General features: G+C 62.9%; 19 protein-coding genes. 7 read left to right on the plus strand and 12 right to left on the minus strand.

The window, feature by feature from the left end; genetic code table 11:
* The first annotated feature begins 64 nt into the window (after nucleotides 1–64).
* The 3 genes from J7557_RS15260 to J7557_RS15270 all read left to right on the plus strand — a co-directional run bounded on the left by J7557_RS15260 (nucleotide 65) and on the right by J7557_RS15270 (nucleotide 4,594).
* Nucleotides 65–1,288: an ROK family protein gene (locus J7557_RS15260; RefSeq protein ID WP_291420899.1), complete on the plus strand. Its 1,224-nt coding sequence runs from the start codon at nucleotides 65–67 to the stop codon at nucleotides 1,286–1,288.
* Between the two features lie 102 nt (nucleotides 1,289–1,390).
* On the plus strand, nucleotides 1,391–3,730 hold the full coding sequence (locus tag J7557_RS15265) for a PIG-L family deacetylase (RefSeq protein WP_291420900.1): 2,340 nt from the start codon (nucleotides 1,391–1,393) through the stop codon (nucleotides 3,728–3,730).
* A 237-nt stretch (nucleotides 3,731–3,967) separates the two neighbouring features.
* Nucleotides 3,968–4,594, plus strand: coding sequence for a DMT family transporter (locus tag J7557_RS15270; RefSeq protein ID WP_367272903.1), 627 nt, complete (start codon nucleotides 3,968–3,970; stop codon nucleotides 4,592–4,594).
* 296 nt (nucleotides 4,595–4,890) lie between these two features.
* Here the strand turns inward: J7557_RS15270 and J7557_RS15275 are convergent, their stop codons facing one another.
* Nucleotides 4,891–7,395: a PIG-L family deacetylase gene (locus J7557_RS15275; protein ID WP_291420901.1), complete on the minus strand. Its 2,505-nt coding sequence runs from the start codon at nucleotides 7,393–7,395 to the stop codon at nucleotides 4,891–4,893.
* Nucleotides 7,396–7,714: 319 nt separating this feature from the next.
* Between J7557_RS15275 and J7557_RS15280 the strand changes: the two genes are divergently transcribed.
* Complete coding sequence (locus tag J7557_RS15280; protein WP_291420902.1) at nucleotides 7,715–8,833, plus strand: PLP-dependent cysteine synthase family protein; 1,119 nt, start codon at nucleotides 7,715–7,717, stop codon at nucleotides 8,831–8,833.
* Nucleotides 8,834–9,025: 192 nt separating this feature from the next.
* Here the strand turns inward: J7557_RS15280 and J7557_RS15285 are convergent, their stop codons facing one another.
* The 7 genes from J7557_RS15285 to J7557_RS15315 form a co-directional block, all read right to left on the minus strand.
* A complete protein-coding gene (locus J7557_RS15285) occupies nucleotides 9,026–9,547 on the minus strand; it encodes a peptidylprolyl isomerase (RefSeq protein ID WP_291420903.1) in 522 nt (173 codons plus the stop codon).
* A gap of 59 nt (nucleotides 9,548–9,606) precedes the next feature.
* Nucleotides 9,607–11,187 carry a peptide ABC transporter substrate-binding protein gene (locus J7557_RS15290; protein WP_291420904.1) on the minus strand — a complete coding sequence of 527 codons (1,581 nt, stop codon included), beginning with the start codon at nucleotides 11,185–11,187 and terminating at the stop codon, nucleotides 9,607–9,609.
* The gene (locus J7557_RS15295; protein ID WP_291420905.1) at nucleotides 11,184–12,203 is read right to left on the minus strand and encodes an ABC transporter ATP-binding protein; all 1,020 of its coding nucleotides are present in this window, start codon (nucleotides 12,201–12,203) and stop codon (nucleotides 11,184–11,186) included. Before J7557_RS15295 ends, J7557_RS15290 begins: the two co-directional genes overlap by 4 nt.
* Entirely contained in the window at nucleotides 12,200–13,204 is a 1,005-nt protein-coding gene (locus J7557_RS15300; RefSeq protein ID WP_291420906.1) for an ABC transporter ATP-binding protein, read from the minus strand. Before J7557_RS15300 ends, J7557_RS15295 begins: the two co-directional genes overlap by 4 nt.
* On the minus strand, nucleotides 13,201–14,373 hold the full coding sequence (locus J7557_RS15305; RefSeq protein WP_291420907.1) for an ABC transporter permease: 1,173 nt from the start codon (nucleotides 14,371–14,373) through the stop codon (nucleotides 13,201–13,203). Before J7557_RS15305 ends, J7557_RS15300 begins: the two co-directional genes overlap by 4 nt.
* Complete coding sequence (locus tag J7557_RS15310; protein WP_291420908.1) at nucleotides 14,370–15,299, minus strand: ABC transporter permease; 930 nt, start codon at nucleotides 15,297–15,299, stop codon at nucleotides 14,370–14,372. The genes J7557_RS15305 and J7557_RS15310 overlap by 4 nt, the downstream gene beginning before the upstream one ends.
* A 164-nt stretch (nucleotides 15,300–15,463) precedes the next feature.
* Nucleotides 15,464–16,351 carry an alpha/beta fold hydrolase gene (locus J7557_RS15315; protein WP_291420909.1) on the minus strand — a complete coding sequence of 296 codons (888 nt, stop codon included), beginning with the start codon at nucleotides 16,349–16,351 and terminating at the stop codon, nucleotides 15,464–15,466.
* A 145-nt stretch (nucleotides 16,352–16,496) separates the two neighbouring features.
* Between J7557_RS15315 and J7557_RS15320 the strand changes: the two genes are divergently transcribed.
* Together J7557_RS15320 and fabF are read left to right on the plus strand one after the other, a co-directional pair.
* Nucleotides 16,497–16,913, plus strand: a complete 417-nt coding sequence (locus J7557_RS15320) for a MarR family transcriptional regulator (protein WP_291420910.1) — start codon at nucleotides 16,497–16,499, stop codon at nucleotides 16,911–16,913.
* 67 nt (nucleotides 16,914–16,980) lie between these two features.
* Entirely contained in the window at nucleotides 16,981–18,267 is a 1,287-nt protein-coding gene (fabF, locus tag J7557_RS15325; RefSeq protein ID WP_291420911.1) for a beta-ketoacyl-ACP synthase II, read from the plus strand.
* A gap of 122 nt (nucleotides 18,268–18,389) precedes the next feature.
* Here fabF and J7557_RS15330 read toward each other — a convergent pair whose 3' ends face one another.
* From J7557_RS15330 to J7557_RS15345, 4 genes are all read right to left on the minus strand, one after another.
* Entirely contained in the window at nucleotides 18,390–19,082 is a 693-nt protein-coding gene (locus tag J7557_RS15330; protein ID WP_291420912.1) for a L,D-transpeptidase, read from the minus strand.
* A gap of 147 nt (nucleotides 19,083–19,229) precedes the next feature.
* On the minus strand, nucleotides 19,230–19,802 hold the full coding sequence (locus J7557_RS15335) for a dihydrofolate reductase family protein (RefSeq protein ID WP_291420913.1): 573 nt from the start codon (nucleotides 19,800–19,802) through the stop codon (nucleotides 19,230–19,232).
* 5 nt (nucleotides 19,803–19,807) lie between these two features.
* Nucleotides 19,808–20,317, minus strand: coding sequence for an SRPBCC domain-containing protein (locus J7557_RS15340; RefSeq protein WP_291420914.1), 510 nt, complete (start codon nucleotides 20,315–20,317; stop codon nucleotides 19,808–19,810).
* The gene (locus J7557_RS15345) at nucleotides 20,317–20,655 is read right to left on the minus strand and encodes a helix-turn-helix transcriptional regulator (RefSeq protein ID WP_291420915.1); all 339 of its coding nucleotides are present in this window, start codon (nucleotides 20,653–20,655) and stop codon (nucleotides 20,317–20,319) included. Before J7557_RS15345 ends, J7557_RS15340 begins: the two co-directional genes overlap by 1 nt.
* 285 nt (nucleotides 20,656–20,940) lie before the next feature.
* On the opposite strand from J7557_RS15345, the gene J7557_RS15350 reads away from it, so the two are divergent.
* Complete coding sequence (locus J7557_RS15350) at nucleotides 20,941–22,641, plus strand: L,D-transpeptidase family protein (RefSeq protein ID WP_291420916.1); 1,701 nt, start codon at nucleotides 20,941–20,943, stop codon at nucleotides 22,639–22,641.
* The last annotated feature ends 181 nt before the right edge of the window (nucleotides 22,642–22,822 follow it).

Below are 22,822 nucleotides of genomic sequence, written 5' to 3' on the forward strand. Positions count from 1 at the left end.
TGTTCCCCGGCTAGTCTCCTCCTCCATTGCCGTGCTAGCGAGACATATGGAGGGAGGCGACGAATTGAACGGCCGCAGCAAGAAAGAGCTTCGTCAGCGAGTCGCCATCGGGTCCAATCCCGAGCGCAACCGCGCGCATAACCGGCGCGTGGTGCTCGAAGTCATTCGTTTCCATGAGCATTTGGGCCGCACCGAGATCGCCCGCCGCGCCCAGCTCACGCCCCAGGCCGTCGCCAATATCGTCGATGAACTCTTGGAAGAGGGCCTTCTCGTCGAACTCGGCCGCCTCCGCTCCGGCCGCGGCCAGCCGCCCATTCAGTTCGCCGTCAATCCCAATGGCCCGCTCACCGCCGGCGTCGAAATCGCCGCCGACCACATGGTCACCGCCCTTCTCGACCTTTCAGGCGGCGTCCGTGCCAAATCCATCCTGCCCCTGGAAGCAACCGGCCCCGATACCGTCCCCGACAAGGTGACCGCCGAAGTCCGGCGCCTCGAAGCCTCGCTCGGCGCCGACCGCAGCAAGCTCCTCGGCATCGGCGTCGTCATGCCCGGCCCCTTCGAGGTGGAAGGCATGAGTTCCGTCGGCCCCGCTACGCTCCCCGGCTGGACCGGCGTCGATGCCACCGCGCTCTTTGCCAAGGCCACCGGCCAGCATGTGGTTGTGGAAAACGATGCCACCGCCGCCGTCGTCGGCGAGCGTCTCTATGGCGCTGGTCGTCAGCTCGGCAGCTTCTGCTACCTTTATTTCGGCGTCGGCCTCGGCCTAGGCGTCATCCAGGAAGGCCGCCCCCTGCGCGGGGCCTTCGGCAATGCCGGCGAAATCGGCCATGTCGGCCTCGTCCCCCGCAAGGGCAAAGCCCATTACGGACCCGCCGGCGCCCTCGAACGTTTCGTCTCGGTCTTTGCCCTGCGCGAACGCCTCGCCATGGCCGGCATCTATGCCGCCACGGTGGACGACATCCAAAAGCTCCACGACGAGGCCAATCCGACCCTTGCCGAATGGATCGAGATGGCCGCCGACTATCTCGCACCCACCGTCGCCATGCTCGAAAACATTTTTGACCCCGAAACCGTCATCTTCGGCGGCGGCCTTCCGGATTCCGTCCTCGAAGCGGTTATATCGGCGCTCGATCCGCTCCCCGTTTCCGTCGCGACGCGCGGCAAGCGCACCCTGCCCCGCGCCATCCGCGGCCAAACCGGTCAGCTCACAGCCGCCCTCGGCGCCGCCGCCCTGCCGCTCCTCGACACGGTTTCACCCCACCTCAGCGTCGCCGACCCCGTCACCTGATTTTTTGGCCTCTTCACCTCTCCCTTTGGGGGAGAGGTCGGCGCATAGCGCCGGGTGAGGGGGCCTTTCCACAAAGCATCCACTTAAATATCTGGACCACCCATGCTCACCGCCCCCGAACGCCTGCGCCGTCGCGCGGCAAACCCGCGTCTCGTCACCCTGGCCCGCGCCCTGTCGCGTCTCAAATCCACCGTGACGGTGATGAACACCGGCGCCCATCCGGACGACGAGCACAATGAAATGCTCGCCACCATGCGCCACGAGATGGGCATGCGCGTGGTCGTCGCCTGCTCCACTCGCGGCGAAGGCGGCCAGAACACCCTCGGCCCGGAACGCGGCGGCGCCCTCGGCGTCCTGCGCTCGCGCGAAATGGAAGAAGCCGCGCGCGCTCTCGATGCCGACGTCGCCTGGCTCGGCCACGGCCCCGATGACCCGGTCCACGATTTCGGCTTCTCCAAATCCGGCAAGGACACCCTGTCGCGCTGGGGCGAAGAGCGCACCATAGACCGCCTCGTCCGCGCCTATCGCCAATTCCGCCCCGACGTGGTCATCCCCACCTTCCTAGACGTCCCCGGCCAGCACGGCCACCACCGCGCCATGACCGAAGCCGCCGAACGCGCCTTGGCCCTCGCGGCCGATCCCGCTTACGAAACCGACGGCCTCGCGCCCTGGACCGTCACAAAATTCTGCCTTCCCGCCTGGTCCGGCGGCGGCGACACCTATGACGATGAAGTCCCCCCGCCCGAAGCCAATCTTTTCGTAACGGCCAGCGGCAGCGATTTTGCCACCGGCATGCCCTTCTGGCAGCTCGGCGAAGCGTCCCGCGCCTTCCATGCCAGCCAGAACATGGGCCACTGGCGCCATCCCGGCGAAACCGAGTGGCCGCTCCACCGCGTCGGCGCCAATGCGCAAAGCGAACTCCTCGACGACCTGCCCAAAACCCTCGCCGATCTCGGCCCCTCGCCTTTTCTCGCGGCAGCCGACGCGGCCATGGCCCAGGCCCTCGCCGCCTTCCCCAATAGCGCGGCCATTCTCCCCGCCCTCAGCATCGCCCGCCGCGCCATCCGCGGCGCACAGCAGGACATCGCCCCCGAACACGCCCACCGCCTCACGCGAAAGCTTGAAGAACTCGACGCCGCCACAGCCATCGCCGCCGGAATCGAAATCTACGCCTCAGTCTCCTCAGACAGCGTCGGCCCCGGCGAAACCGTCGATCTCATCCTCGAAGCAGAGCGCGGCACCGCCCAATCAATCCGCGTAGCACCGATCACCTCAGCCGCCTTCGCTCCCACCGAATCGGTAGAAATCTCAGGCGATCGCCTGACCATTCAACTCACCGCCCGCGCCGGGGCAAAAATCGAAAACCCCGTCCGCCCCGATTGGCAAAACCTCGGCAATAACGGCAGTGTCTCGCTCCTCCTCGAAGCCGAAGTGAACGGCGAACTGATACGCTTCACCCGCGACACCGAGGAAGACCTGCAACTCGCCCCGGCCTATTCGGTCGCGATCAATCCCGACGCGCTGATTCTCCCCCTGTCGGCCCCCACGACCAAAACCGTCACCATCAAATCCGACATCGCCCTCGAGCGCCTCACCATCGCCAGCGCCCCGAGCCTGACCATCGAGCGCGACAAAACCACCTTTGCCGTCACCTCCGACGTGCTGCTCACCGCCGGCCGTCATAGCCTGCCCCTCCTCGTCGATGGCGCGCCCGCCTATGGCGTCACCCCCATCGCCTATCCCCATATCGGCCGCACCCGTTTCGCCCGCCCGCTATCCCTCGACATTCTGGCGCTGAACCTGACCGTGCCCGACACGAAAATCGGCTATATCGGCGGCGGCTCCGACCGCGTCGGCCTCTGGCTCAGCCGCATGGGCGCCGACGTCACCGAACTCGACGCCGAAGCCCTTGCCGGCGATCTCTCCACCTACGACACGATCGTCATCGGCATCTTCGCCTTCGGCCTCCGCCCCGACCTCAAGGCCGCAACCCAAAAATTCCACCGCTGGGTCGAAGCCGGCGGCCATCTCGTCACCCTCTACCATCGCCCCAGCGATGGCTGGACACCCGACGCCACCCCGCCCCGCCCCCTCACCATAGGCAGCCCGTCGCTCCGCTGGCGCACCACCAATCCTGCCGCCGAAGTGACATTCCTCGATCCCGACCACCAACTCCTCTCCGGCCCCAACCGCATCACCGCGGACGATTTTTCCGGCTGGGACAAGGAACGCGGCCTCTACTTCGCCTCCGCCTGGGACGAGGCCTACATTCCCCTTCTCGCCATGAGCGATGCCGGCGAAAAGCCCCTCACCGGCTCCCTGCTCTCGGCAAAGATCGGCGAGGGCCGCCACACCCACACAAGCCTTGTCCTCCATCACCAGCTCGACAAGCTCGTCCCCGGCGCCTTCCGCCTGATGGCCAATCTTTTGCAATCGGCCTGACATGCAGACCACACATTCGCGAGCCGGCTATGCTTGGCTCGCGAGCGACATGATTCTGGTCACGGTTATGACCGTACTTGTGAAGCTAGGCGGCGCCAGCTATCCCGCCGTGCAGATGGTCTTTATCCGCTCCCTGATCGGCCTCGTCAGCGTCCTCCCCTCGCCTGGCGCCACCGTCAGGCGCTGCGGGAAACGAAACAATGGGGTCGCCACGCTTTCCGCGTGCTCTGCAACACATTGGCCCTCAACACCAACTTCGCCGCGCTCACCGCCCTGCCCATGGCCCTCGCCAATGCCATCGGCTTCATGCGCCCGCTTGTCGTCCTGGCTCTCGCAACCTTTCTCCTCGGCGAACGCTCCGGCCCCTGGCGCTGGATCGGCGCCGCCGTGGGCTTTCTCGGCGTTCTCGTCATGGTCGCCCCCGGCGAAGTCACCTGGAATCTCGGCATTTTAGCCGCCCTCGGCTCCGTCCTCTTCGGCTCCCTCGCCACCGTCCAGACCCGCGCCCTCGCCAAAGAAAACACCACCGTCCTGATGGTTTTTTACACGGTCGGCCTAAGCGTCTTCACCGCGATCCCCGCCGCCCTCGCCTGGCAGCCGGTCGCCCCAACCGATTGGCCCCTGCTTCTCGCCATCGGCGTCCTCGCCCAGATCGGCCAATACTGTTTCCTGCGCGCCTATCAATCGACCTCCGCCAATCTCCTCGCCCCCATCGGCTATCTCTCAATCGTCCTCGCCACGGCAGCCGGTTTCCTGGCCTTCGGCGAAGTGCCCGCCCCCACAACACTCATCGGCACCGCCATCATCATCGGCGCCCTCGTGCTGACAACCCGCCTCGACCACCCGAGGCCTCCCAAGAGCTGAGCCCACTCCCGAAGACCTCATGGTGAGGTGCGGAGCAAAGCGAAGTCTCGAACCACGAGGTCGAGCGAGTGGAGGCTTCAGTGCCTCGACCTCCCCCTCCATCGTGATTGCCGGGCTTGTCCCGGCAATCCATCTCGCCTCCGCAAGGGACCATCGGGACCGGCCCGGCATTCACGGCAAAGCACCCCCAAAAACAAAAGCCCCCGGCCTGGGGCAAGGCCGGGGGTGACCGCCGCAACTACAGGGCGGCGACGGCTCGCGCTGGGAGGTGGCGCGAGCCGGATGCTTTTTCAGCCTCAGCGTTTCGCTGGCTGGATGAGGTTGGCCATGATGCGGAAGGCACCCGGGGTCAGCTTGTCGAGCTGGTGATGCAGCACGAGACTGGTATGAGTATGCCGTCCCTCGCCGATTTCGGCCGACAGCAGCGAGCCCGTAAGCGGTTCTTCGCCCGCATCGGCCATGGCGAGCAGCGGCACATAGGCCTCGTCCCATTCAGAAGCAAAGTAGAGGCCGCGCTCCTTGTCCCAATTGTCCCAGTCTTCCTGGGTAATGGCATTGGGATAGGTGAGGAGCGGATGGTCGGGCTCGAGCACATCCACCGCCGACTTGGCATCGGTCACGCGATAGCGGATCGAGGGCGAGCCGATCTTGAGGAAGGCCAGCGGCGTCGTTTCCGGCGTCCAGCCATCCGATGGACGATGGTAGAGCGTCAAGAGATGCCCGCCCTTCTTGACCCATTCATGCACGCCCGGCAGCGCCGCAACGAGATCCTGCCGGCGACCGAAGGAAAAGATGCCCACGACCAGCGTATCAAGATCGCGATAGGCACCCGCCTCCATATCGGCCGGGCTCAGCTCCTTGAGGTCAACGCCAAGGCGCTTGAGCCAGATAGCAACATTATCATTGCCACCGCCGATATAGCCGATCTTGCCCTCTGGGATGACCGCACCAACCGACTGCACCGGCACCGCCACTTCCGTCGGCACCACCGATCGCCCGATATGGGGATAGGTGAAGACGTTGATGGCATAAGCCTCTTTGCCCAAAAGCTTGGGCGCAATGGTGATGCGTTCCGTCCCAAGCTCGGCCGGCGGCGTCAGTTCGAACGAGCCCGCTTCAAGGCCGGTGTCGCCCTTGGCCGCCATCAACCAGCCCTCGGGCAGGTTGAAGTCGAGATCGGCCGTCGTACCGCCCGAAACCACTGCCGTGAAGGCAACCGGCGAAATCTCGCTTTCGGTATTGAACACCACGGCATCCGGCTTCAGTTCGAGCGAAGCTTCCGGCAGCACGCGCAGCGCGTCTTCGAGGTCCACATCGAGCACGGCCTTGTGGCCGGCAATCGTCGCCGTCAGGCGCACGAACGCGTCGCCATTGCCGCCCAGCGGATCGAACTGCTCGGTCAGCGGATTGGTCAGCGCAGCATCTGCCGCCACGCTCACCTTGACGCCATCCTCGGCCGTTTCGCTGGTAATGCCAGCGCGGGCAATCACCTCAACCGAATCCACGGTGATAGTATCAGGCGCATCGACCATCGCCTTGACGATGATGTCCTGGCCCGGATGCAGATCGGTACCATCGGTATAGGCGCGCACCTGCATGCCCGCCGCGGTCGCGAGCGCCAGATCGACTTCCTTAATCTTGCGATCGAGGCGATGCGCCACCTGGTCTTCCAACTCGGCCGGCAGCGTCGAGCGGGCTTCCGCCACAGCCTTGCCGATCTCGACCAAGCGCTTCACCACTTCAACCGGATCGCCATAGTCAGCCAGTGCCTCGTCGATCAGCCCCTGCGCATTGCGCAGCGCGTCGGCGGAAGCCACCGGCATGCCATCGAGTTCGGCAATGTGGCCGACCGTGGCAATGAGACCATCGCGAATGTCGCTCTCTTCCCTGCCGGCTTGGCCGTCGGCGGCCCAGGAGAGGTTGATCGGCCATTCGGTCTGCGGCTTGGGCTGCCAGCGGCCCATGCCCTGCGTCAGGTGGCAGGAACGCGACCATTCGCCCATCTGCGGGAAGGTAGCGCCCGAAATCGGATCACGCTCGGGCGCCCGCACCACCAGCGTCGTCGGCGGGGGTGGGGTTTCGTCATCATAGACGCCGCCGCCGCCACCCCATGCCGGCTGGTAGATTTTTGGCACGGTCCAGGTCTTCAACCCGGCCGCGATCTGGTCCGGAAATTCCTCGGCATTGCCCGAAATCCCGGCGACGATAAACGTCGCCACATTCGCCGCACGATGGTGGCCATGCTGCCCGCCCACGTCGAGGAAGCAGTTCATGATCACGTCGGGCTTGTACTGGCGCACGGCCCAGGTCATGCGCTCGATCACGCGGTCGCGGCCCCAGCGGTCGATCGTCTGGTTCGGATCCTTGGAAAACCCGAAATCGTGCATATTGTCGTGGTGGCCCTGGCTACCAAAGGCCAGCGACGCATCGAGCGAACGCGAAGCCTCGGTGATTTCGCGCGTCCGCAGCACACCCAGCACCGAGCCGCGTTCCGGCCCGATCGCGTTCTGCCCGCCCTCGCCGCGCGTGATGCAGTAGAGCACCGGACGAATACCATAGACGTGGCGCAAGGCCGCCAGCATGCCGCTCGGCTCGTCGTCAGGATGCGCGCCGGTCGTCATGAAAGTGACCGTCGAGGTCAGGCGTTCGAGCTGGCGATAGAGCTTTACGATTGCCGGCTCACCTTTCTGCGCCGCAATCAGCTCCAGATCGGAGGCGGGAGCCGCCCAGGCGGGAATCTGCGTGGCAGCCAAGAGCGGCGGCACCGACGCAATGAAAGTTCGACGGGTCAAACGTGGCATAAACTAGGGTCCTCTCCTTACGCTGCCCTCGTCACCGGCCCCTCCGGCCGGCCGATATGACAGCTTCAAGACAGGACTATGTGAGCCCGATTAACTTAACTCAAGTGTGTTAATCGAGATTTTTAGAACGAAATTTTGATCAAGCTGCGTGCTTTAGCATGCGCTCGCGCTGCAGAACCATTTCCCCGGGCTCCGCAAATGGCGGCCCTCAACCTCCGGCGCAGCCGAGGTTCAACCGGCCCTATCAGAATCTAAAATTGACCGAACCAAAAGAACAATGTACCATTACATAAACTTCTGATGGCAATTTGTTCCCAAAATGACAAATCATTTAGAACACAAAGATTCCTGGACCAGCCGAGCCATTCGCATGCTCGACGCCGATGCCCAGCGCTCTGCCGATTCCCATCTCATCCCCGTGGCACTGCCCGGCTTTCCCGGCGTGGACTTTTACTTCAAGGACGAATCCTGCCACCCAACAGGCAGCCTGAAGCATCGCCTCGCCCGTTCGCTCATTCTCTATGGTCTCTGCAACGGCGTCATCAGCCCCGATACGGCTTTGGTGGAAGCCTCCTCCGGCTCCACCGCCGTCAGCGAAGCCTACTATGCCCGCCTCCTCGGCCTCAAATTCTACGCCGTGCTGCCGCGCACGACCTCCTGCACAAAAATCGAAGCCATCGAGCAATATGGCGGCGAATGCGTCTTCGTCGATGAGCCCTCGGCAATCTATGACGAGGCCAAAAACCTCGCCACCCGCACCGGCGGCCACTATCTCGACCAGTTCACCTTTGCCGAGCGCGCCACCGACTGGCGCGGCAACAACAATATCGCCGAGTCGATCTTCCGCCAGATGGCCATGGAACGTCACCCCATCCCGCGCTGGGTGGTGATGAGCCCCGGCACCGGCGGCACCTCGGCCACCATCGGCCGCTACATTCTCTACAAGAGTTTTGAGACTGAGCTCTGCGTGCCCGACCCCGAATTTTCCGCCTTTTACGAAGGCTGGACAGAGACGAACACGGCCTGCCGCTGCCAGCGCGGCAGCCGCATCGAAGGCATCGGCCGCCCCCGCATGGAAGCCTCCTTCGTGCCCAACGTCGTCGACGCCATGCTCAAAATCCCCGACTCCGCCTCGATCGCCGCCACCCGCGTCCTCTCCAAACGCCTCAGCCGCCGCGTCGGCGGCTCGACGGGCACCAATTTCATCGGCCTCCTCTGGGCCGCATCGGAAATGGCGCGAAACAACGAAGCCGGCTCCATCGTCACCCTGATCTGCGACAGCGGCGAACGCTACGCCCAAACCTATTTTTCCGATGAGTGGCTGGCCCAGCAGGGCATCGACATCGCGGACGACATAGCCCGCATCGAACAGGTCATTGCGACGGGCATTTTCGATCCGGATCTGCTGATGGCCGGACAACGCAGACAGCGGGTCTAAACACCGCCGCTCCCCCACCCACGGTGTCATCCCCGCGAAAGCGGGGATCTCTGTTTCAAGCCCGGGATTCCTGCCTTCGCGGGAATGACATCGTGTGAGTGGAAGCCCCACCCACACTCGATGCAACACCTCCCCCTAGATGGGGGAGGCTGGGAGGGGGTGGAGCCACACGCACCGCCCCGATAGCAGCCCTCAGGCCCGCGCCACCCGCGAAAACTTCACCGGCACGTCCGGATGATCGCTCTCGGCCGCAGCCTTCGCGAAAATCTTCCGCACCGTATCCTCGCCCTCGGTCACCTGCCCAAACGCCGCAAACCCCTGCCCATCGGCATTGCGCTTGCCGCCAAAGTCCAGCTCGGGCTGATCACCGATGCAGATGAAAAACTCCGAAGCCGCCGAGCCCGGCGCAAAGCGCGCCATGGAGACGGTCATGTTCTTGTGCTTGATCCCCGAGACATCATTGGTCTCGTGCGCAATGGGAGCAAACGGCGCCGGCTTTTCTTCCGACGCGCGATAACCCCACTGCACCACCTCGATCTTGATCGGCTTCTGCGGCTCGTTGGTATCGGTCACGATGCGATAGGCCGTCGCGTCGTTGAGATAGCCGCCATCGACATAAGCAAGAAAATTGGCAGCCGTAATCGGCGCGTTCTTTTCGTCGACTGCGATGGTGAAATTGCCGAGTTCGGTTTCGAGAATGACAGGGATGGTCACGTTAAAAGTCCAGACATGAAAGAGAGCTCCCGCCGGACAACCCGGCGGGAGCGATTGGTTTATTGTGCGATCTGAGCGTCGCGGAAATAAGGCACGTTGAGCGGCGAACGCCAGAAGCCGGTCACTTCCGGGCTCATCATCATGTAATTGTACCGGTGGTACTGCGGCAGGATGACGTGATCGTTCATCAGGATAGCCTCGGCCTTGCGCATTTCATCGCGCGAGGTCGCTTCGTCGCTGGCGGCCTTCGCCGCTTCGATCGCCGCGTCATAGTCGGCATTCGACCAGTTGTTGAGATTGTTGGCGCTGCCGGTGACAAAGTTGTCGAGGAAGGTCATCGGGTGCGGATAGTCGGCGCCCCAGCCCATCTGCGCGATCTGGTACTCGACCTTCTGCACTTCGGGATAGAAAACCTGCCATTCGGTGGCCTGGATTTCGACGTCGATATTGAGGTTTTCCTTCCACATCTGCTGGATGGCTTCGAGCAGCTTTTCGATCGGCGGGGAGGAATAGGTCACATAGACGGTCTTGGGGAAACCTTCGCCATTGGGATAGCCGGCCTCGGCCAGTTCCGCCTGGGCGCCTTCGACATCGGCGGTTTCCGAGAGACCAAAGGTATCGCGACCCTCGGTGAAATCTTCACCAGCCAGGCTCATGCCCGGCGGCACGAGGCCGAGGGCCGGCGTGTCGGCCGATTGCAGCACGAATTCGATGATTTCCGAGCGGTCGATCGCCATGGAGAGCGCCTTGCGCACATGGAGATTGTCGAGCGGCGCCTGGTGCGGGTTGAAGAAGCCATAGGTCGTGCCCAGAGCCGGCACGATCATAAAACCTTCGGATTCAACCGAGAGACGCGGAATTTCCGGCGCCGGCACGGCTTCGATACCGTCGACATCGCCCGCCTCAAACGCGGCCAGCGCCGTCGCGGGATCGGGGATCAGGCGGAAGGTCAGCTTGTCGAGGCTGACGGCATCGGCGTCATAATAGTTCGGGTTCTTTTCAAAGACGACCGACTCTCCCTGATTGAACGCCGTCACGCGGAACGGGCCAGTGCCGATAAAGGTCGCCGGGTTGCGCGTCCAGCCTTCGGGATCAGCCGAAACCACATCCTCACGCACCGGATAGAAAGTCGGGTAGTTGAGAAGCTGCAGCATATAGGGCACGCGCTGCTTGAGCGTGAAGGTCAGCGTCTTGTCATCGGGCGCCGACACGGCAATCGCCGAAGCGTCCCCGCCGCCGAAAGCCTCTTCGGCGCCGACGATGTGATAGAGCATCTGCGAATTCATCGCGCCGGTTGCCGGATCAAGCACGCGCTTCCAGGCATAGACGAAGTCCGACGCCTTGACCGGCTCGCCATCCGACCACTTCGCATCACGCAGGTGGAACGTATAGGTCAGGCCGTCCTCGGAGATGTCCCAGCTTTCGGCCAAAGCCGGCACGACTTCGCCCTCGGGGCTCAGGCGCACGAGGCCTTCAAAGGTGTTGCCGATGATCGGGGAAGCAAAGGTCTCGGCCGTGGTGCCGGGATCGTACTTGGCGCTTTCATTGTTGACCACATAGGTCAATTCGCCGGCGGCAAAGGCCGAGCCGGCCGAAGCCAGCAGCGCCGCCGTTATGAGCGGCAGAACCAGTCTCTTCATTGCACTCTCTCCTGTAGCGGGGCCCTTACCCCGTTTGCTTGTTGCGCCAGTTCCCCGGCGAAGTGACAGGCGGCCAGATGCCCCCCACCAATATCGGTCAGTTGCGGTTCTTGCCTCGCGCAAAGCTCTGTGGCGAGCGGACAGCGCGTGCGGAAGCGGCAACCGGATGGAATGTCGATCGGGCTCGGAATTTCCCCCTGCATGGGCTCTGCCGCCCGCCCCGCTTCCGGGTCCGGCACCGGAATGGCCGAGAGCAGCGCCCGCGTATACGGGTGCGAGGGCCGATGATAGAGATCGGCACTGCTCGCCAGCTCGACGATTTTCCCGAGATACATCACCCCGATCCGGTCCGAGATATGCCGGACCATGGAAAGGTCATGGGTGATGAACAGATAAGTCAGCCCCAGATCGGCCTGCAGGTCCTCAAGCATATTGACCACCTGCGCCTGCACCGACACGTCGAGCGCCGAAATCGGCTCGTCGCAAATGACAAGATCAGGCTCGAGCGCAATCGCCCGCGCAATCCCGATACGCTGCCGCTGCCCGCCAGAAAATTCATGCGCAAAGCGCTGCGCCGAGTCGCTCGGCAGGCCCACGCGATCGAGCAATCCCGTCACCTTCTTGCGCCGCTCTGCCGCCGTCCCCACCCCGGCAATTTCAAGCGGCTCGGCAATGAGGTCACCCACGCTCATGCGCGGATTGAGCGAGGCATAGGGGTCCTGAAAGATCATCTGCACCCGCCGCCGGAAATTCCCCAGCAACCCCTCCGGCGCTTTCCCGACCTCCTGCCCGTCAAAGACAATGCTGCCCGACGTCGGTTCATGCAGCCGAATAACCGTCCGCGCCAGCGTCGACTTTCCGCAACCGGACTCGCCCACCAGCCCTAGCGTCTCGCCCTTCATGAGATCGAGGTCGACCCCATCCACCGCCCGCAAAACAGGCTTCGGCGCAAACGGCGCAGCGGGAAGCCGGAAATGCTTGTGAAGATCACGCAGTTGAAGAAGAGGCTGTGTCATGCCGCCACCTCATGCACCGCATCTACCTTGGGCGCCTCAGGGTGCTGCAACCAACACCGGGACTGATGCGTCCCGCCAAACAGCGGCGGCAAAGCCGCCATACATTGGCTCATCGCATGCGGACAGCGCGGCGCAAACGGACAACCCGGCGGCGGCGCCAGCATGTTCGGCGGGCTCCCCGGAATAGGCGTCAGCCGCCGATGCGTATCATCCCGCAGATCCGGCACCGCCCCAAGGAGCCCCACTGTATAGGGATGCGCCGGGCGGGCGAAGAGATCGCGCACCGGCGCCGTCTCCATGATCAGCCCGCCATAAAGCACCAGCACCCGGTCGGTCACCTCGGCAATGACACCAAGGTCATGCGTAATCAAAATGACCGACATGCCCAGCCGCCGTTGCAAATCCTTGAGCAGCGCCAGAATCTGCCGCTGAATGGTCACATCCAGCGCCGTCGTCGGCTCATCGGCAATCAGCAGTTTCGGATCGCAGGCCAGCGCCATGGCAATCATTACGCGCTGCCGCATACCGCCCGAAAATTCATGCGGATAGGAATCAAGCCGCTTCGCTGCCGACGGAATGCGCACCAGCTCGAACAGCTCCACCGCCCGCGCCCGCGCTTCCGCCGCGCTGGCCTTGCGATGCCGCCGCACCGCCTCCATCACCTGCTCGCCCACCGTCAAAGTGGGATTGAGCGAGGTCATCGGGTCCTGGAAAATTACCCCGATCCGATTGCCCCGCAGGTCCGAAAGCGCCTCTTCGTCGAGCGACAGAATATCCGTCCCCTCAAACGTCGCCGACCCCGCCTTGATCGTTCCGCCGGCCTTCAGCAATCGCAGCACCGACATGCAGGTGATCGACTTGCCCGAGCCGCTTTCGCCGACGAGCCCGAGCATCTCGCCCTCATGCACGTCAAAGCTGACGCCACGCACCGCCTGCACTTCGCCGCGCCGCGTGAAGAACGAGGTCGTCAAATCCCGAACCGAAAGAATTGGCTGGTTCATCGCCCAACCCTCGGATCAAGCGCATCGCGCAGCCCATCGCCCAAAAAGTTGAAGGCAAACATGGTCAGCGAAATCGCCGCTGCGGGGAAGAAAAGTTGATGCGGATAGGCCCGCAGCGTCTCCACCGCCTCCGAAGTCAGCGAACCCCAGCTCGCCAGCGGCGGCGTCACGCCAAGCCCGATAAAACTCATGAAACTCTCGATGAAGATGGCCGAGGGGATCAGCATGGTCAGGGTGACAATGATCGGCCCGATGGAATTGGGCAGCAGATGTCGCGTCAGGATGCGCGCCGGCGACGCCCCCATCGTCCGCGCCGCCGCGACATAATCCTGGCTCTTCAAACTCAGGATCTGCCCGCGCACGATCCGCGCCATATCCACCCAGAATACCGAGCCGATGGCAACGATGATGGACAGGAGCCCCGAGTCAAAAACCACCATGAGCAGCACGACATAAAGCGTCAGCGGAATGGTCGAAATGATCTCGACAAAACGCATCATCACCGCATCGACCTTGCCGCCCATATAGCCGGCAATGCCGCCATAAAAGACGCCGATGAAGAAGTTCACGAGCGTCGCGACGAAGGCCACCGTCAACGAAATCTGCGCCCCGTAAAGCTGACGCACCAGGATATCGCGCCCCAATTGATCGGTGCCGAAGAGATAGGTTTTGTTCCAGCTCCAGCCACTCGGCCGCACCTCGCTACCATCTTCGAGCAGCAGCCGCACCGGCAGTTTCGAATAGTCGAGCGTCAGCGTCTGATCGCCAAACTCATAGGGCTGGCTTTTCTTGATCATGTCCTTGCGGCCGCCACGCAAGAGCCCGAGCATGTTCCCCTCGGCATCGACCTCATAGAGGTTGAAGTTCGAAGCATTGAGGAAAAACCGCGTCGTCTCCCCCGCCCCATCCGTCACCGCATAAGTCTCGAAGAACGGCGGAATATTCGCGAGCTTCAAGTCCTGCTTGTAATAGGTGTGCGGCGACAGATACGGCCCAAAGAACGCCGCGATCACCAAGAGGATGATGAAGACAATGCTGACCACGGCCGGCTTGTTGGCCCAAAGCCGGCGACGCACTTCCTGCCCATAGGTCGGCGCGGGCGGCGCAACGGGCGTCACCTTCTCCGCAGCCGGCACCTTGGCCCACATTTCCGGTGAAATATCGGTCATGCGGCAGCCTTGGTCAGTTTGATGCGCGGATCGAGCCACACATAGAGAAGATCAACGATCAGGATCATCACCATCAGGATCGCGGCGTAGAAAATGGTGATGCCCATGATCGCGGTATAGTCGCGATTGGTGATCGAGAGCACGAACTGCCGCCCGATCCCCGGCAGGGCAAAAATCTGCTCGATGACAAAGGACCCGGTGATCAGATTGGCCACCACCGGCCCCAGCACCGTCACCACCGGCAACAACGAATTGCGCAGCCCATGCTTGAAAAGGATCTGCCCCTTCCGCAGCCCCTTGGCCCGCGCCGTGGTCATAAAGTCCTGCTCCAGCGTTTCGAGGAGCGACGAGCGCGTCAGCCGCGAAACGAAGGAAATCCAGAACCCCGACAGCGCAAAGACCGGCAGGAAGTAGCCGCGCCAATCATCGAGCCCAAAGGTCGGCACCCAACCCAACCTTAGCGCAAAGACGTAGATGGAAACCGTCGCGATCACATAGCTCGGAATGGCCACCCCGAGCGTCGCGATGAACATCACCGTCGTATCCGGCCAGCGATTGCGATTGAGCGCCGCAATCACCCCCAACGGCACACCCAGCGCCACGACGCAGATCACCGCAAGCAGCCCCGTCTGCAGTGTCACCGGCAAGCCCGCCGCGATCATCGAATTGATCGACACGCCCGGATACTTAAACGAGGGCCCGAGGTCGAAGGTCAGAATCCGCCCGAGATAATTGAGATACTGCTCCCAGATCGGCAGGTTCAGCCCATATTTGGCATTGAGCGCCGCCGCGATTTCAGGCGCCAGCATGCGCTCGGAAACGAACGGCCCGCCCGGCACCGCATGCATGAGGAAAAACGTCAGGGTGACGATCGCCCATAGGGTGACGAGCATCATGCCCAGGCGATTGAGAATATAGGTAAACATCAGCTACGCCGCCTCAGGAAAGCCGTGCTGAAGATCGACGCGGTTTCGAAACATATGTCTATTGCACCACCAAAATGACGCAATATCAATCCGATAGCGACGATATCGCAGTGCATATATTCTAAGCGGAGGGCAGCGAAGTCGCCACCCTCCATCAAGGTCTATCAGAGATTTCCGGCGAAGAATTCCGCAAAAGTGGTGTCGATCTGCGTCGTCACATCCGGCTGGTCGCTGTAAAACCCATAGCCATGATCCGCATCCGGCACGACCACCAAGCTCGCCTCGGGATAGGCGGCAATCACCGCTTCATTGACCGCCGCCGGCACGACATCATCCTTGTCGCCATGCACCACGATCATCGGGGCCTTAAAACTTCCCGCCAGCTCCAGCGGCTTTGACGCGATCATGTCGTCAAACCACTTCCGGCTCAGTTGCTGCACCTGTCCCCATTGCGTCGTGAACTCGGCATATCCCTTGTCCCCGCCAGACTCCGCATAAAGCCGGTCATATTCTGCCTGCCCGCCAAGGAACCCAACCATCATCTCCTGCCCCCAGTCCGCCGAAGGCGCCAGCAGCCCGATGGCCTTGTAGGGATTGTCGCTCGAAGCCCCGATGGTCAGCGCAATGCGCCCGCCCATGCTGTAGCCAAAGATCCCGAGCCGATCCTTGTCGACTGCATAGTTCTCCAGAATATAGCCAAGGCTCGCATTGGAATCCGAGATCATATTGGTGAGATAGCCCTCGGTGAACGGCACCTTGCTGTCGCCCGATCCGGCAAAATCCATGCGGATCGTCAGAATGCCCTTGTCGGCCAGCGCCTCGGCAATCCGGCCGAAGCCGCCATTCTCCTGTCGCCCGCCGCCATGCCCGTGGTTCATCACCACGGCCGGAAACGGCCCTTCCCCATCCGGCACCACCACCGTCGCCGGCACAGCCCGCGCCCCGTTCTGTACCGTCACTTCATCCACGGTCTCTGCCCTCACAGCGACACTTGCAGCAAAAATCGCGACGCCGGCCACAAGCAGCGACGATCCCAAACGTCTGGCTTTCATATTTTTACCCTCTACCGGCGATGACCACACGGGCCACCGCGCAAGATCGCCCAACCGCGATCATGACGAGTGTATGACGCCCAAAAACCTTGTCTACACCCCGCGCAAATTTGACATGTGCATATGCACGACCTAAATCAGCGCCATGGACTACGCGCTCGACGACTGCCTGATCATGAACACGCGCAAGGCGGCGCGGGCTCTGACCCGTCGCGCCGATCACCAACTGCGCAGCGTCGGCATCACCGCCGCCCAGTTCAATATCCTCGGCGCTTTGAGCACCAATTCGGCCGCCTCGATCACCGAAATGGCCGCCTTTCTCGCCGTAGACCGCACGACCCTCTCAAGAAACCTCGCCGTACTCGAACGCCGCAAACTGGTCTCCGCCGGCCCCGGCGATCTCGCCCGCATGCGCCGCATCGCCCTCACCCCCGAAGGCCGAAAAATCTTCGACGCCGCCGTCCCCATCTGGCGTCAGGCCCAGGACGAACTGCGCACCGTGCTGACGAACCCCGACTTCCAGACGACCCTCACCGGCCTCCGCCACCTCGCCAAACTCTAGGCGAACACCCTCAATTCGCCCCAATTGCACATCACATCGTGCATATACACAGGAGATACCAAAAATCATGCTGCGCCCCGATCCCCAGGACCCCATCGTCGTCACCGGCATGGGCGTTGTGAGCCCCCTTGGCGTGGGGGTCGAAACCAACTGGCAGCGTCTCCTCGCCGGCCGCAGCGGCGTCGTCCGCAACGACCGATTCGACACCACCGACTTCGTCTCCCACATCGCCGGCCTCGTCCCCTCCAAGGCCAATGATGAAGCCGGGTTCGATCCTGCCGATCACATCGACGGCAAGGAGATCAAGAAGATGGACGTCTTCATCCAATATTCCATCGCCGCCACCGCCGAAGCCCTGAACCAGGCCAATTGGCACCCCGAAAACCCGGCCGATCAGGCCGCAACCGCCACCATCATCGGCTCCGGCGTCGGCGGCTCCCCGGTCATGGCCCGCGCCGTTGAAACCATCAACACCAAGGGCCCGCGCCGCCTCTCGCCCTTCACGGTCCCCTCCTTCCTCGCCAATCTCGCCGCCGGCTGGCTTTCCATCCTCCACAGCTTCCGCGGCCCCATCGGCACCCCGGTCACCGCCTGCGCCGCCTCGGCTCAGGCCATCGGCGATGGCATGCGCCTGATCATGACCGGCGAAGCCGAAGTGGCCGTCGTCGGCGGCGCCGAAGGCTCGGTCGACCCGATCTCGCTCGGTGGCTTCGGCGCCTCCCGCGCCCTCTCGGCCTCCCACGCCGACAACCCCGCCAAGGCCTCGCGCCCCTTCGACAAGGGCCATGACGGTTTTGTTCTTTCCGAAGGCGCCGCCACCCTCGTCATTGAAAAGCTCAGCCATGCCCGCGCCCGCGGCGCCAAGCCGCTCGCCGTTCTCGCCGGCTACGGCACCTCCGCCGATGCCTATCACCTGACTGCCGGCGCGCCCGATGGCGCCGGTGCCCAGGTCGCCATCCGCAATGCCCTCTCCATGGCCGGCCTCGACCAGTCGCAGATCGGCTATGTCAACGCCCACGCCACGTCCACGGCCGTCGGCGACCAGGCCGAAATCGCCGCCCTCGCCGCCGTCTTCACCAATCGCGGCAAGGACCTCTCCATCTCCTCGACCAAGTCGGCCACCGGCCACCTCCTCGGCGCTGCCGGCGCCCTCGAAGCCGTTTTCTCCATCAAGGCGCTCGAAACCGGCCAGCTTCCGCCCACGATTAATCTCGAAGACCCGATCGAAGAAGCCGCCCCCTTCGACCTCGTCCCCAACCAGCCGCGCGCCAAGGCAATCGACTACGCCCTCTCCAATTCCTTCGGTTTTGGTGGCGTCAATGCCGCCCTGGTCTTCGGCAAGGCCCCGCAGTAATAGAGCGACCAAAGCCTTCAAAAAAACACCGCGTCATTCCCGCGAAAGCGGGAATGACGCGGTGGGAAAAGGGACAGTCGAGCTCGTAGCCGCGGCCCTGCCCGCAACTCATCACGAGGCAACTAGGCCTTCAGCACGATCACCTTGGTATCGACCGGCGTCTTCTCATAGAGATCGACCATGTCCTGCGTCAGCAGGCCCACGCAGCCGCTGGAAATGCCCTTGCCAATCGTCTCGGGCATGATCGTGCTATAGATCGTGTAAAGCGTATAGGCGCCGTTCTGGTAGAGATAGAGCGTCCGCGCCCCTAGCGGATTGTCGAGCCCCGGCTTCATGCCATTGGCATAGGGTGCGGCCTCCGGCTGGCGCGCGATCATTTCCTTCGGCGGTGTCCATATCGGCCATTCGGCCTTGCGCCCGATATAGGCCTCGCCGCTCCACAGGAACCCCGCCCGCCCGACATTGGCGCCATAGCGGGTCGCGTAACCATCGCCTTCGATGCGATAGACGTAGTAGTGGCGGGGGTCGACGATGATCGTGCCGACCGCCTCCTTGGAATCATAGCGCACCCGCCGGCGAAGATATTTGGGATCGACCTTGTTGAGGTTGACCGCCGGCACCGGAAAGCGCTCGTTGGGCAGCGGCCCATAGACCCGCTCCGCCTCGGCTACGCTCATTCCCCCGGTCGCCGCGCATCCGGCAAGGCCCAGCGCACCAAATGCGCCGAGGCCTATAAGGAAAGAGCGGCGGCTAAAGCCCAATGGTTTCGTGGCAGTGCCCGCTCCGGCACCGTCGCCAGCATCGATCAAGCTCATCTCGATTTGCTCCCTGGCGCGCCAAGGGCGCGTCTTCCGGCGCAAGATTGGTCCCACCAGTGCCAATTGGCAAGCCGCCTGTGCCATCCCTCCTGGACGCGAGGGATCAATTCTCGTAGCCGTAGCGCATCTCTGGCGGCGGAATGGCTATCGTCTCGGCTCGTAGCGCAGCGCCACAGCGCCGGAGCTGAGCTCCTTCCGGTCGAGCAGTTTCAGCTCGACATATTTGGAGAGCCCGGCGAACAAGGTGGGTCCGTGACCGGCGAGTATGGGCTGCATTACGAATTCATATTCGTCGATCAGGTCCAGCTCCGCCAGCGCCAGGGGCAGTTTCACCCCACCCGTAAAAATCGGGCCGCCCGGCTGTTGCTTGAGTTTTGTTACCGCTTCGCCGAGATCTCCCCGCACGAGCTCGGAATTCCAGTCGACCCGGTCGAGCGCTGACGAAACGACATATTTCTTCATCGCATCGATCTTCCGGGCAAAAGGCTCCGTCCAGTCCGGCGGCGTCGATGTTCGCGTATCCAGCCGCCAGGCGCCTTCCATCATCTGATAGGTGACGCGGCCAAAGAGCAGCGCATCGGCCCGGCCGATGCTCTCGGTCGCATGGCGATGCGTTGCCCGCAGCATTTCCTCCTGCAGCGCCGGATCTGCCGGTATCGCATTGTGATGGACGCAACCATCGAGCGTCACGTTGATCGAATAGAGAAGAGGTCTCATGGCCTTCATTGCTCCCTTGTCGCGCGGGCCGCGAGGGCCAGATCAAAGCGCTGTAGCTGGCTGACGAGGGCGATGGTGGCGCCGCGCGTCATTTCGGGGTCTGGGTGACGATCGGCCGTCAGCACCATCCGAACGCGCCCCCCTTCGGCATGAAGCTCGACCAACATGTCATAGGGATAGGATTCGACCCCGGGCACAAAATCGATATCGAAGCGAATGCGCAGCCGCCGCAGATGCGCCAGTTCGACGAAGCGGCCGCGCACCTCTGCCCTCGGCGGCCTGTTGAGGTTCGCGAGATAAGCGATCTGCTCGCCGCCCACCGCGGTCATCACGTGTTCGAAGGCGCCACCGACCCGCAGATCGAGAACAGACACTTCCATGCGCATGCCCTCCGGACCGAACCAGGCTTCGAGCCCGTCCTTGGTGGTCCAGAGCGCCCAGACGTCCTCTATCGCCGCGTCATAGACCCGCTCGAACCGGATCGTATCCGCGCCCAATGCGCTGCCCTCGTCCATCACGTCTCCTCCCCCGATTGCCGCTCTCCCTGCCGTCGCGCCAGCGCCGCATCGAAGCGATCGAGCCGACCTTCCCAAAGCTTGCGATAGTTTCGCACCCAGTCCTCGATCGCCTGAAATGGCTCGGGTTTGAGCGAATAGAGCCGCCGCGCCCCATCGGGTCGCATGGCGACAAAGCCGGCTTCGCCCAGAATCCGCAGGTGCCGCGAAACGCCGGACTGATCGATATCGACCGCCCGGACCAGATCGCCCACGGCCCGCTCTCCGTCCGCCAGCGCTTCGACAATCCGAAACCGCGTGGGGTCGGCCAACATCTGAAACACGTCTTCCTGCATCATGATGCATATGTATATCCATGCATATATCGAGTCAATCCGCCTTGCCGTTCGACAGGCCGCGCACAGCCCAAAGGCCGCCCGCCTTACCCAAGTCGATAAATTTCAAGGGCTTGGATCGCGCGCCCGGATGACGCCCGCCGCGGCCGCGTTGCGTCTCCGCCACAGATGAACATCACGTTTATGGGAGCGATTGCTCCCGTTAAGGTTTCATGAGTAATGAATTTACCCCTGATGTGCCCGAATCTCTTGGATTCTGAGGCGTTTCCGGCGTGATTAGGAGCGAAGATGCGTAAGCTATTGGTCAGTCTCGTTGCGGTGCTTGCTGCGACCTCCATTGGCCAGGCGGCAATCGGCCAGGAAGTGGCCGCCCCTGCCATTCAGCCGGTGGTCATCGCTCCGCCGCAAAACGATCTCGCCCGCACCATCAAGACCGGTCTCTCCTCCGCCTATGGCGCGGCCAAGGCCGGCTCGCGCGCCTATGAAGAGGCGCAAAAGCTCTATTTCCTCTATGGCGAACGCCATTTCGAACCGATCTGGCTCAGCGAAGGCGTCGGCGGCAAGGTCACCTTCTCGCCAGCCGCCCAGAAGATCATCGCCCTCTTTGAAAAGGCCGATACCGAAGGCCTGCGTCCGAGCGACTATCTGACATCGGATATCGACCTCGCCCGCGCCAGCAGCACCGACCCGCTGGCACTCGCCGGCCTCGAAACGGCTTTCTCCGGCGCGGTCCTGCGCTATGCCAATCACATCTACAATGGCCGCATCCGCCCCCAGTCGGTGAGCGAAAACCTCGACATCACCCCAAAGCCTCTCGATCAGGCAGCCCTCCTTGAGCGCCTTGCCCAGAGCCAGGACCCGGCCCCGATCCTTGCCGAGCTTGAGCCAAAGCACCCTGAATTCCTGGCCCTCAAGGCCGCTCTCGCCAATTTCGGCGCCAGCGCCACCGTGCGCCCATTACCAATCGACAATGGTCCGACGCTGCGCCCCGGCAATTCCGACGCTCGCATTCACGCCATCCGCGCCCGCCTCGAGCTGCCGGCAGGCGCCACCAATGTTTATGATGACACCCTCGTCACTGCCGTAAAATCCTTCCAGGAAAGCCAGGGCCTCGAAGTCGACGGCATCATCGGCTCGGCGACCATCGCGGCCTTTAACGGCGGCAATGCCACGCGCCGCGAGGACATTCTGGCCAATATGGAACGCTGGCGCTGGATGCCGGCCGATCTCGGCCAGTTCAACGTCTTCGTCAACATCCCCGAATTCCGCCTCTCCATTCAGCGCAATGGCGTCGAGGAATACGGCACCCGCGTCGTCGTCGGCACCACCAAGAACCAGACCCCGATTTTTTCGGACAATATCCGGCACCTGGTCGTAAATCCCTACTGGAACGTCCCGTCCTCGATCATCAAGGGCGAGATCGCGCCGGCCGTGCTGCGCAATCCCGGCTATACCGACAGCCACAATATGGACCTCCTCTATAACGGCACCCCGGTCAGCCCCTGGCAGGTGGATTGGTCGCAGGTCTCCACCTCCTACTTCCCCTTCAAGGTCCGCCAGCGCCCCGGCGCCGGCAATGCCCTGGGCCAGATCAAATTCCTCTTCCCCAACAAGCACGACGTCTATCTCCACGATACGCCGTCCAAGTCGCTCTTCGCCCGCTCCTTCCGCGCTTTCAGCCATGGCTGCATCCGCGTCGAGAACCCGATGGAATTTGCCGACGCCCTGATGGTCAACGAGCCAAAGATCAGCCGCGCCTCGCTCGAAGCCATGTTCGGCCCCAATGAGCGCTGGGTGAACCCGGAAACCCAGATTCCGGTCCACCTCGCCTACTTCACTTTGCGCGTCAGCGCCGACGGAGCGATCCGCTCCTATGGCGACGTTTATGGGCACAATGAAAAGCTCATCGAAGCCATGGGCCTCGCCCATTCCGCCCCTCCGACCATCGTGGCCGAGGTCGAAAACGTCCCCGAAGAGCTTTCGCCCTGACCGATTGTGGCCCCGGTTACGCCAAGCGGTAACAGTCTGTTAGCATTTTCGCCTTGGTTGCGCCCGTTTTTGCCCTTAATAACGAAGGCGTGAGGGGGCCACCTGGTCGGTTCACACCTGGTTAGCGTTAATAAAATCGCACGATTTTTACGCTAACGTCGAACGATACTGGCATTGAACC

This window comes from Devosia sp. (assembly GCF_017744655.1).
In the GTDB taxonomy this organism is placed as follows: domain Bacteria; phylum Pseudomonadota; class Alphaproteobacteria; order Rhizobiales; family Devosiaceae; genus Devosia.

What these genes read in the sequence shown, in the direction of transcription:
- J7557_RS15265 (WP_291420900.1), top strand. Translation starts at nt 1,391, where the DNA reads ATGCTCACCGCCCCCGAACGCCTGCGCCGTCGCGCGGCAAACCCGCGT.
- J7557_RS15275 (WP_291420901.1), bottom strand. Translation starts at nt 7,395, where the DNA reads ATGCCACGTTTGACCCGTCGAACTTTCATTGCGTCGGTGCCGCCGCTC.
- J7557_RS15280 (WP_291420902.1), top strand. Translation starts at nt 7,715, where the DNA reads ATGACAAATCATTTAGAACACAAAGATTCCTGGACCAGCCGAGCCATT.
- J7557_RS15290 (WP_291420904.1), bottom strand. Translation starts at nt 11,187, where the DNA reads ATGAAGAGACTGGTTCTGCCGCTCATAACGGCGGCGCTGCTGGCTTCG.
- J7557_RS15295 (WP_291420905.1), bottom strand. Translation starts at nt 12,203, where the DNA reads ATGACACAGCCTCTTCTTCAACTGCGTGATCTTCACAAGCATTTCCGG.
- J7557_RS15300 (WP_291420906.1), bottom strand. Translation starts at nt 13,204, where the DNA reads ATGAACCAGCCAATTCTTTCGGTTCGGGATTTGACGACCTCGTTCTTC.
- J7557_RS15305 (WP_291420907.1), bottom strand. Translation starts at nt 14,373, where the DNA reads ATGACCGATATTTCACCGGAAATGTGGGCCAAGGTGCCGGCTGCGGAG.
- J7557_RS15310 (WP_291420908.1), bottom strand. Translation starts at nt 15,299, where the DNA reads ATGTTTACCTATATTCTCAATCGCCTGGGCATGATGCTCGTCACCCTA.
- J7557_RS15315 (WP_291420909.1), bottom strand. Translation starts at nt 16,351, where the DNA reads ATGAAAGCCAGACGTTTGGGATCGTCGCTGCTTGTGGCCGGCGTCGCG.
- J7557_RS15320 (WP_291420910.1), top strand. Translation starts at nt 16,497, where the DNA reads ATGGACTACGCGCTCGACGACTGCCTGATCATGAACACGCGCAAGGCG.
- fabF (WP_291420911.1), top strand. Translation starts at nt 16,981, where the DNA reads ATGCTGCGCCCCGATCCCCAGGACCCCATCGTCGTCACCGGCATGGGC.
- J7557_RS15330 (WP_291420912.1), bottom strand. Translation starts at nt 19,082, where the DNA reads ATGAGCTTGATCGATGCTGGCGACGGTGCCGGAGCGGGCACTGCCACG.
- J7557_RS15335 (WP_291420913.1), bottom strand. Translation starts at nt 19,802, where the DNA reads ATGAGACCTCTTCTCTATTCGATCAACGTGACGCTCGATGGTTGCGTC.
- J7557_RS15340 (WP_291420914.1), bottom strand. Translation starts at nt 20,317, where the DNA reads ATGGACGAGGGCAGCGCATTGGGCGCGGATACGATCCGGTTCGAGCGG.
- J7557_RS15345 (WP_291420915.1), bottom strand. Translation starts at nt 20,655, where the DNA reads ATGATGCAGGAAGACGTGTTTCAGATGTTGGCCGACCCCACGCGGTTT.
- J7557_RS15350 (WP_291420916.1), top strand. Translation starts at nt 20,941, where the DNA reads ATGCGTAAGCTATTGGTCAGTCTCGTTGCGGTGCTTGCTGCGACCTCC.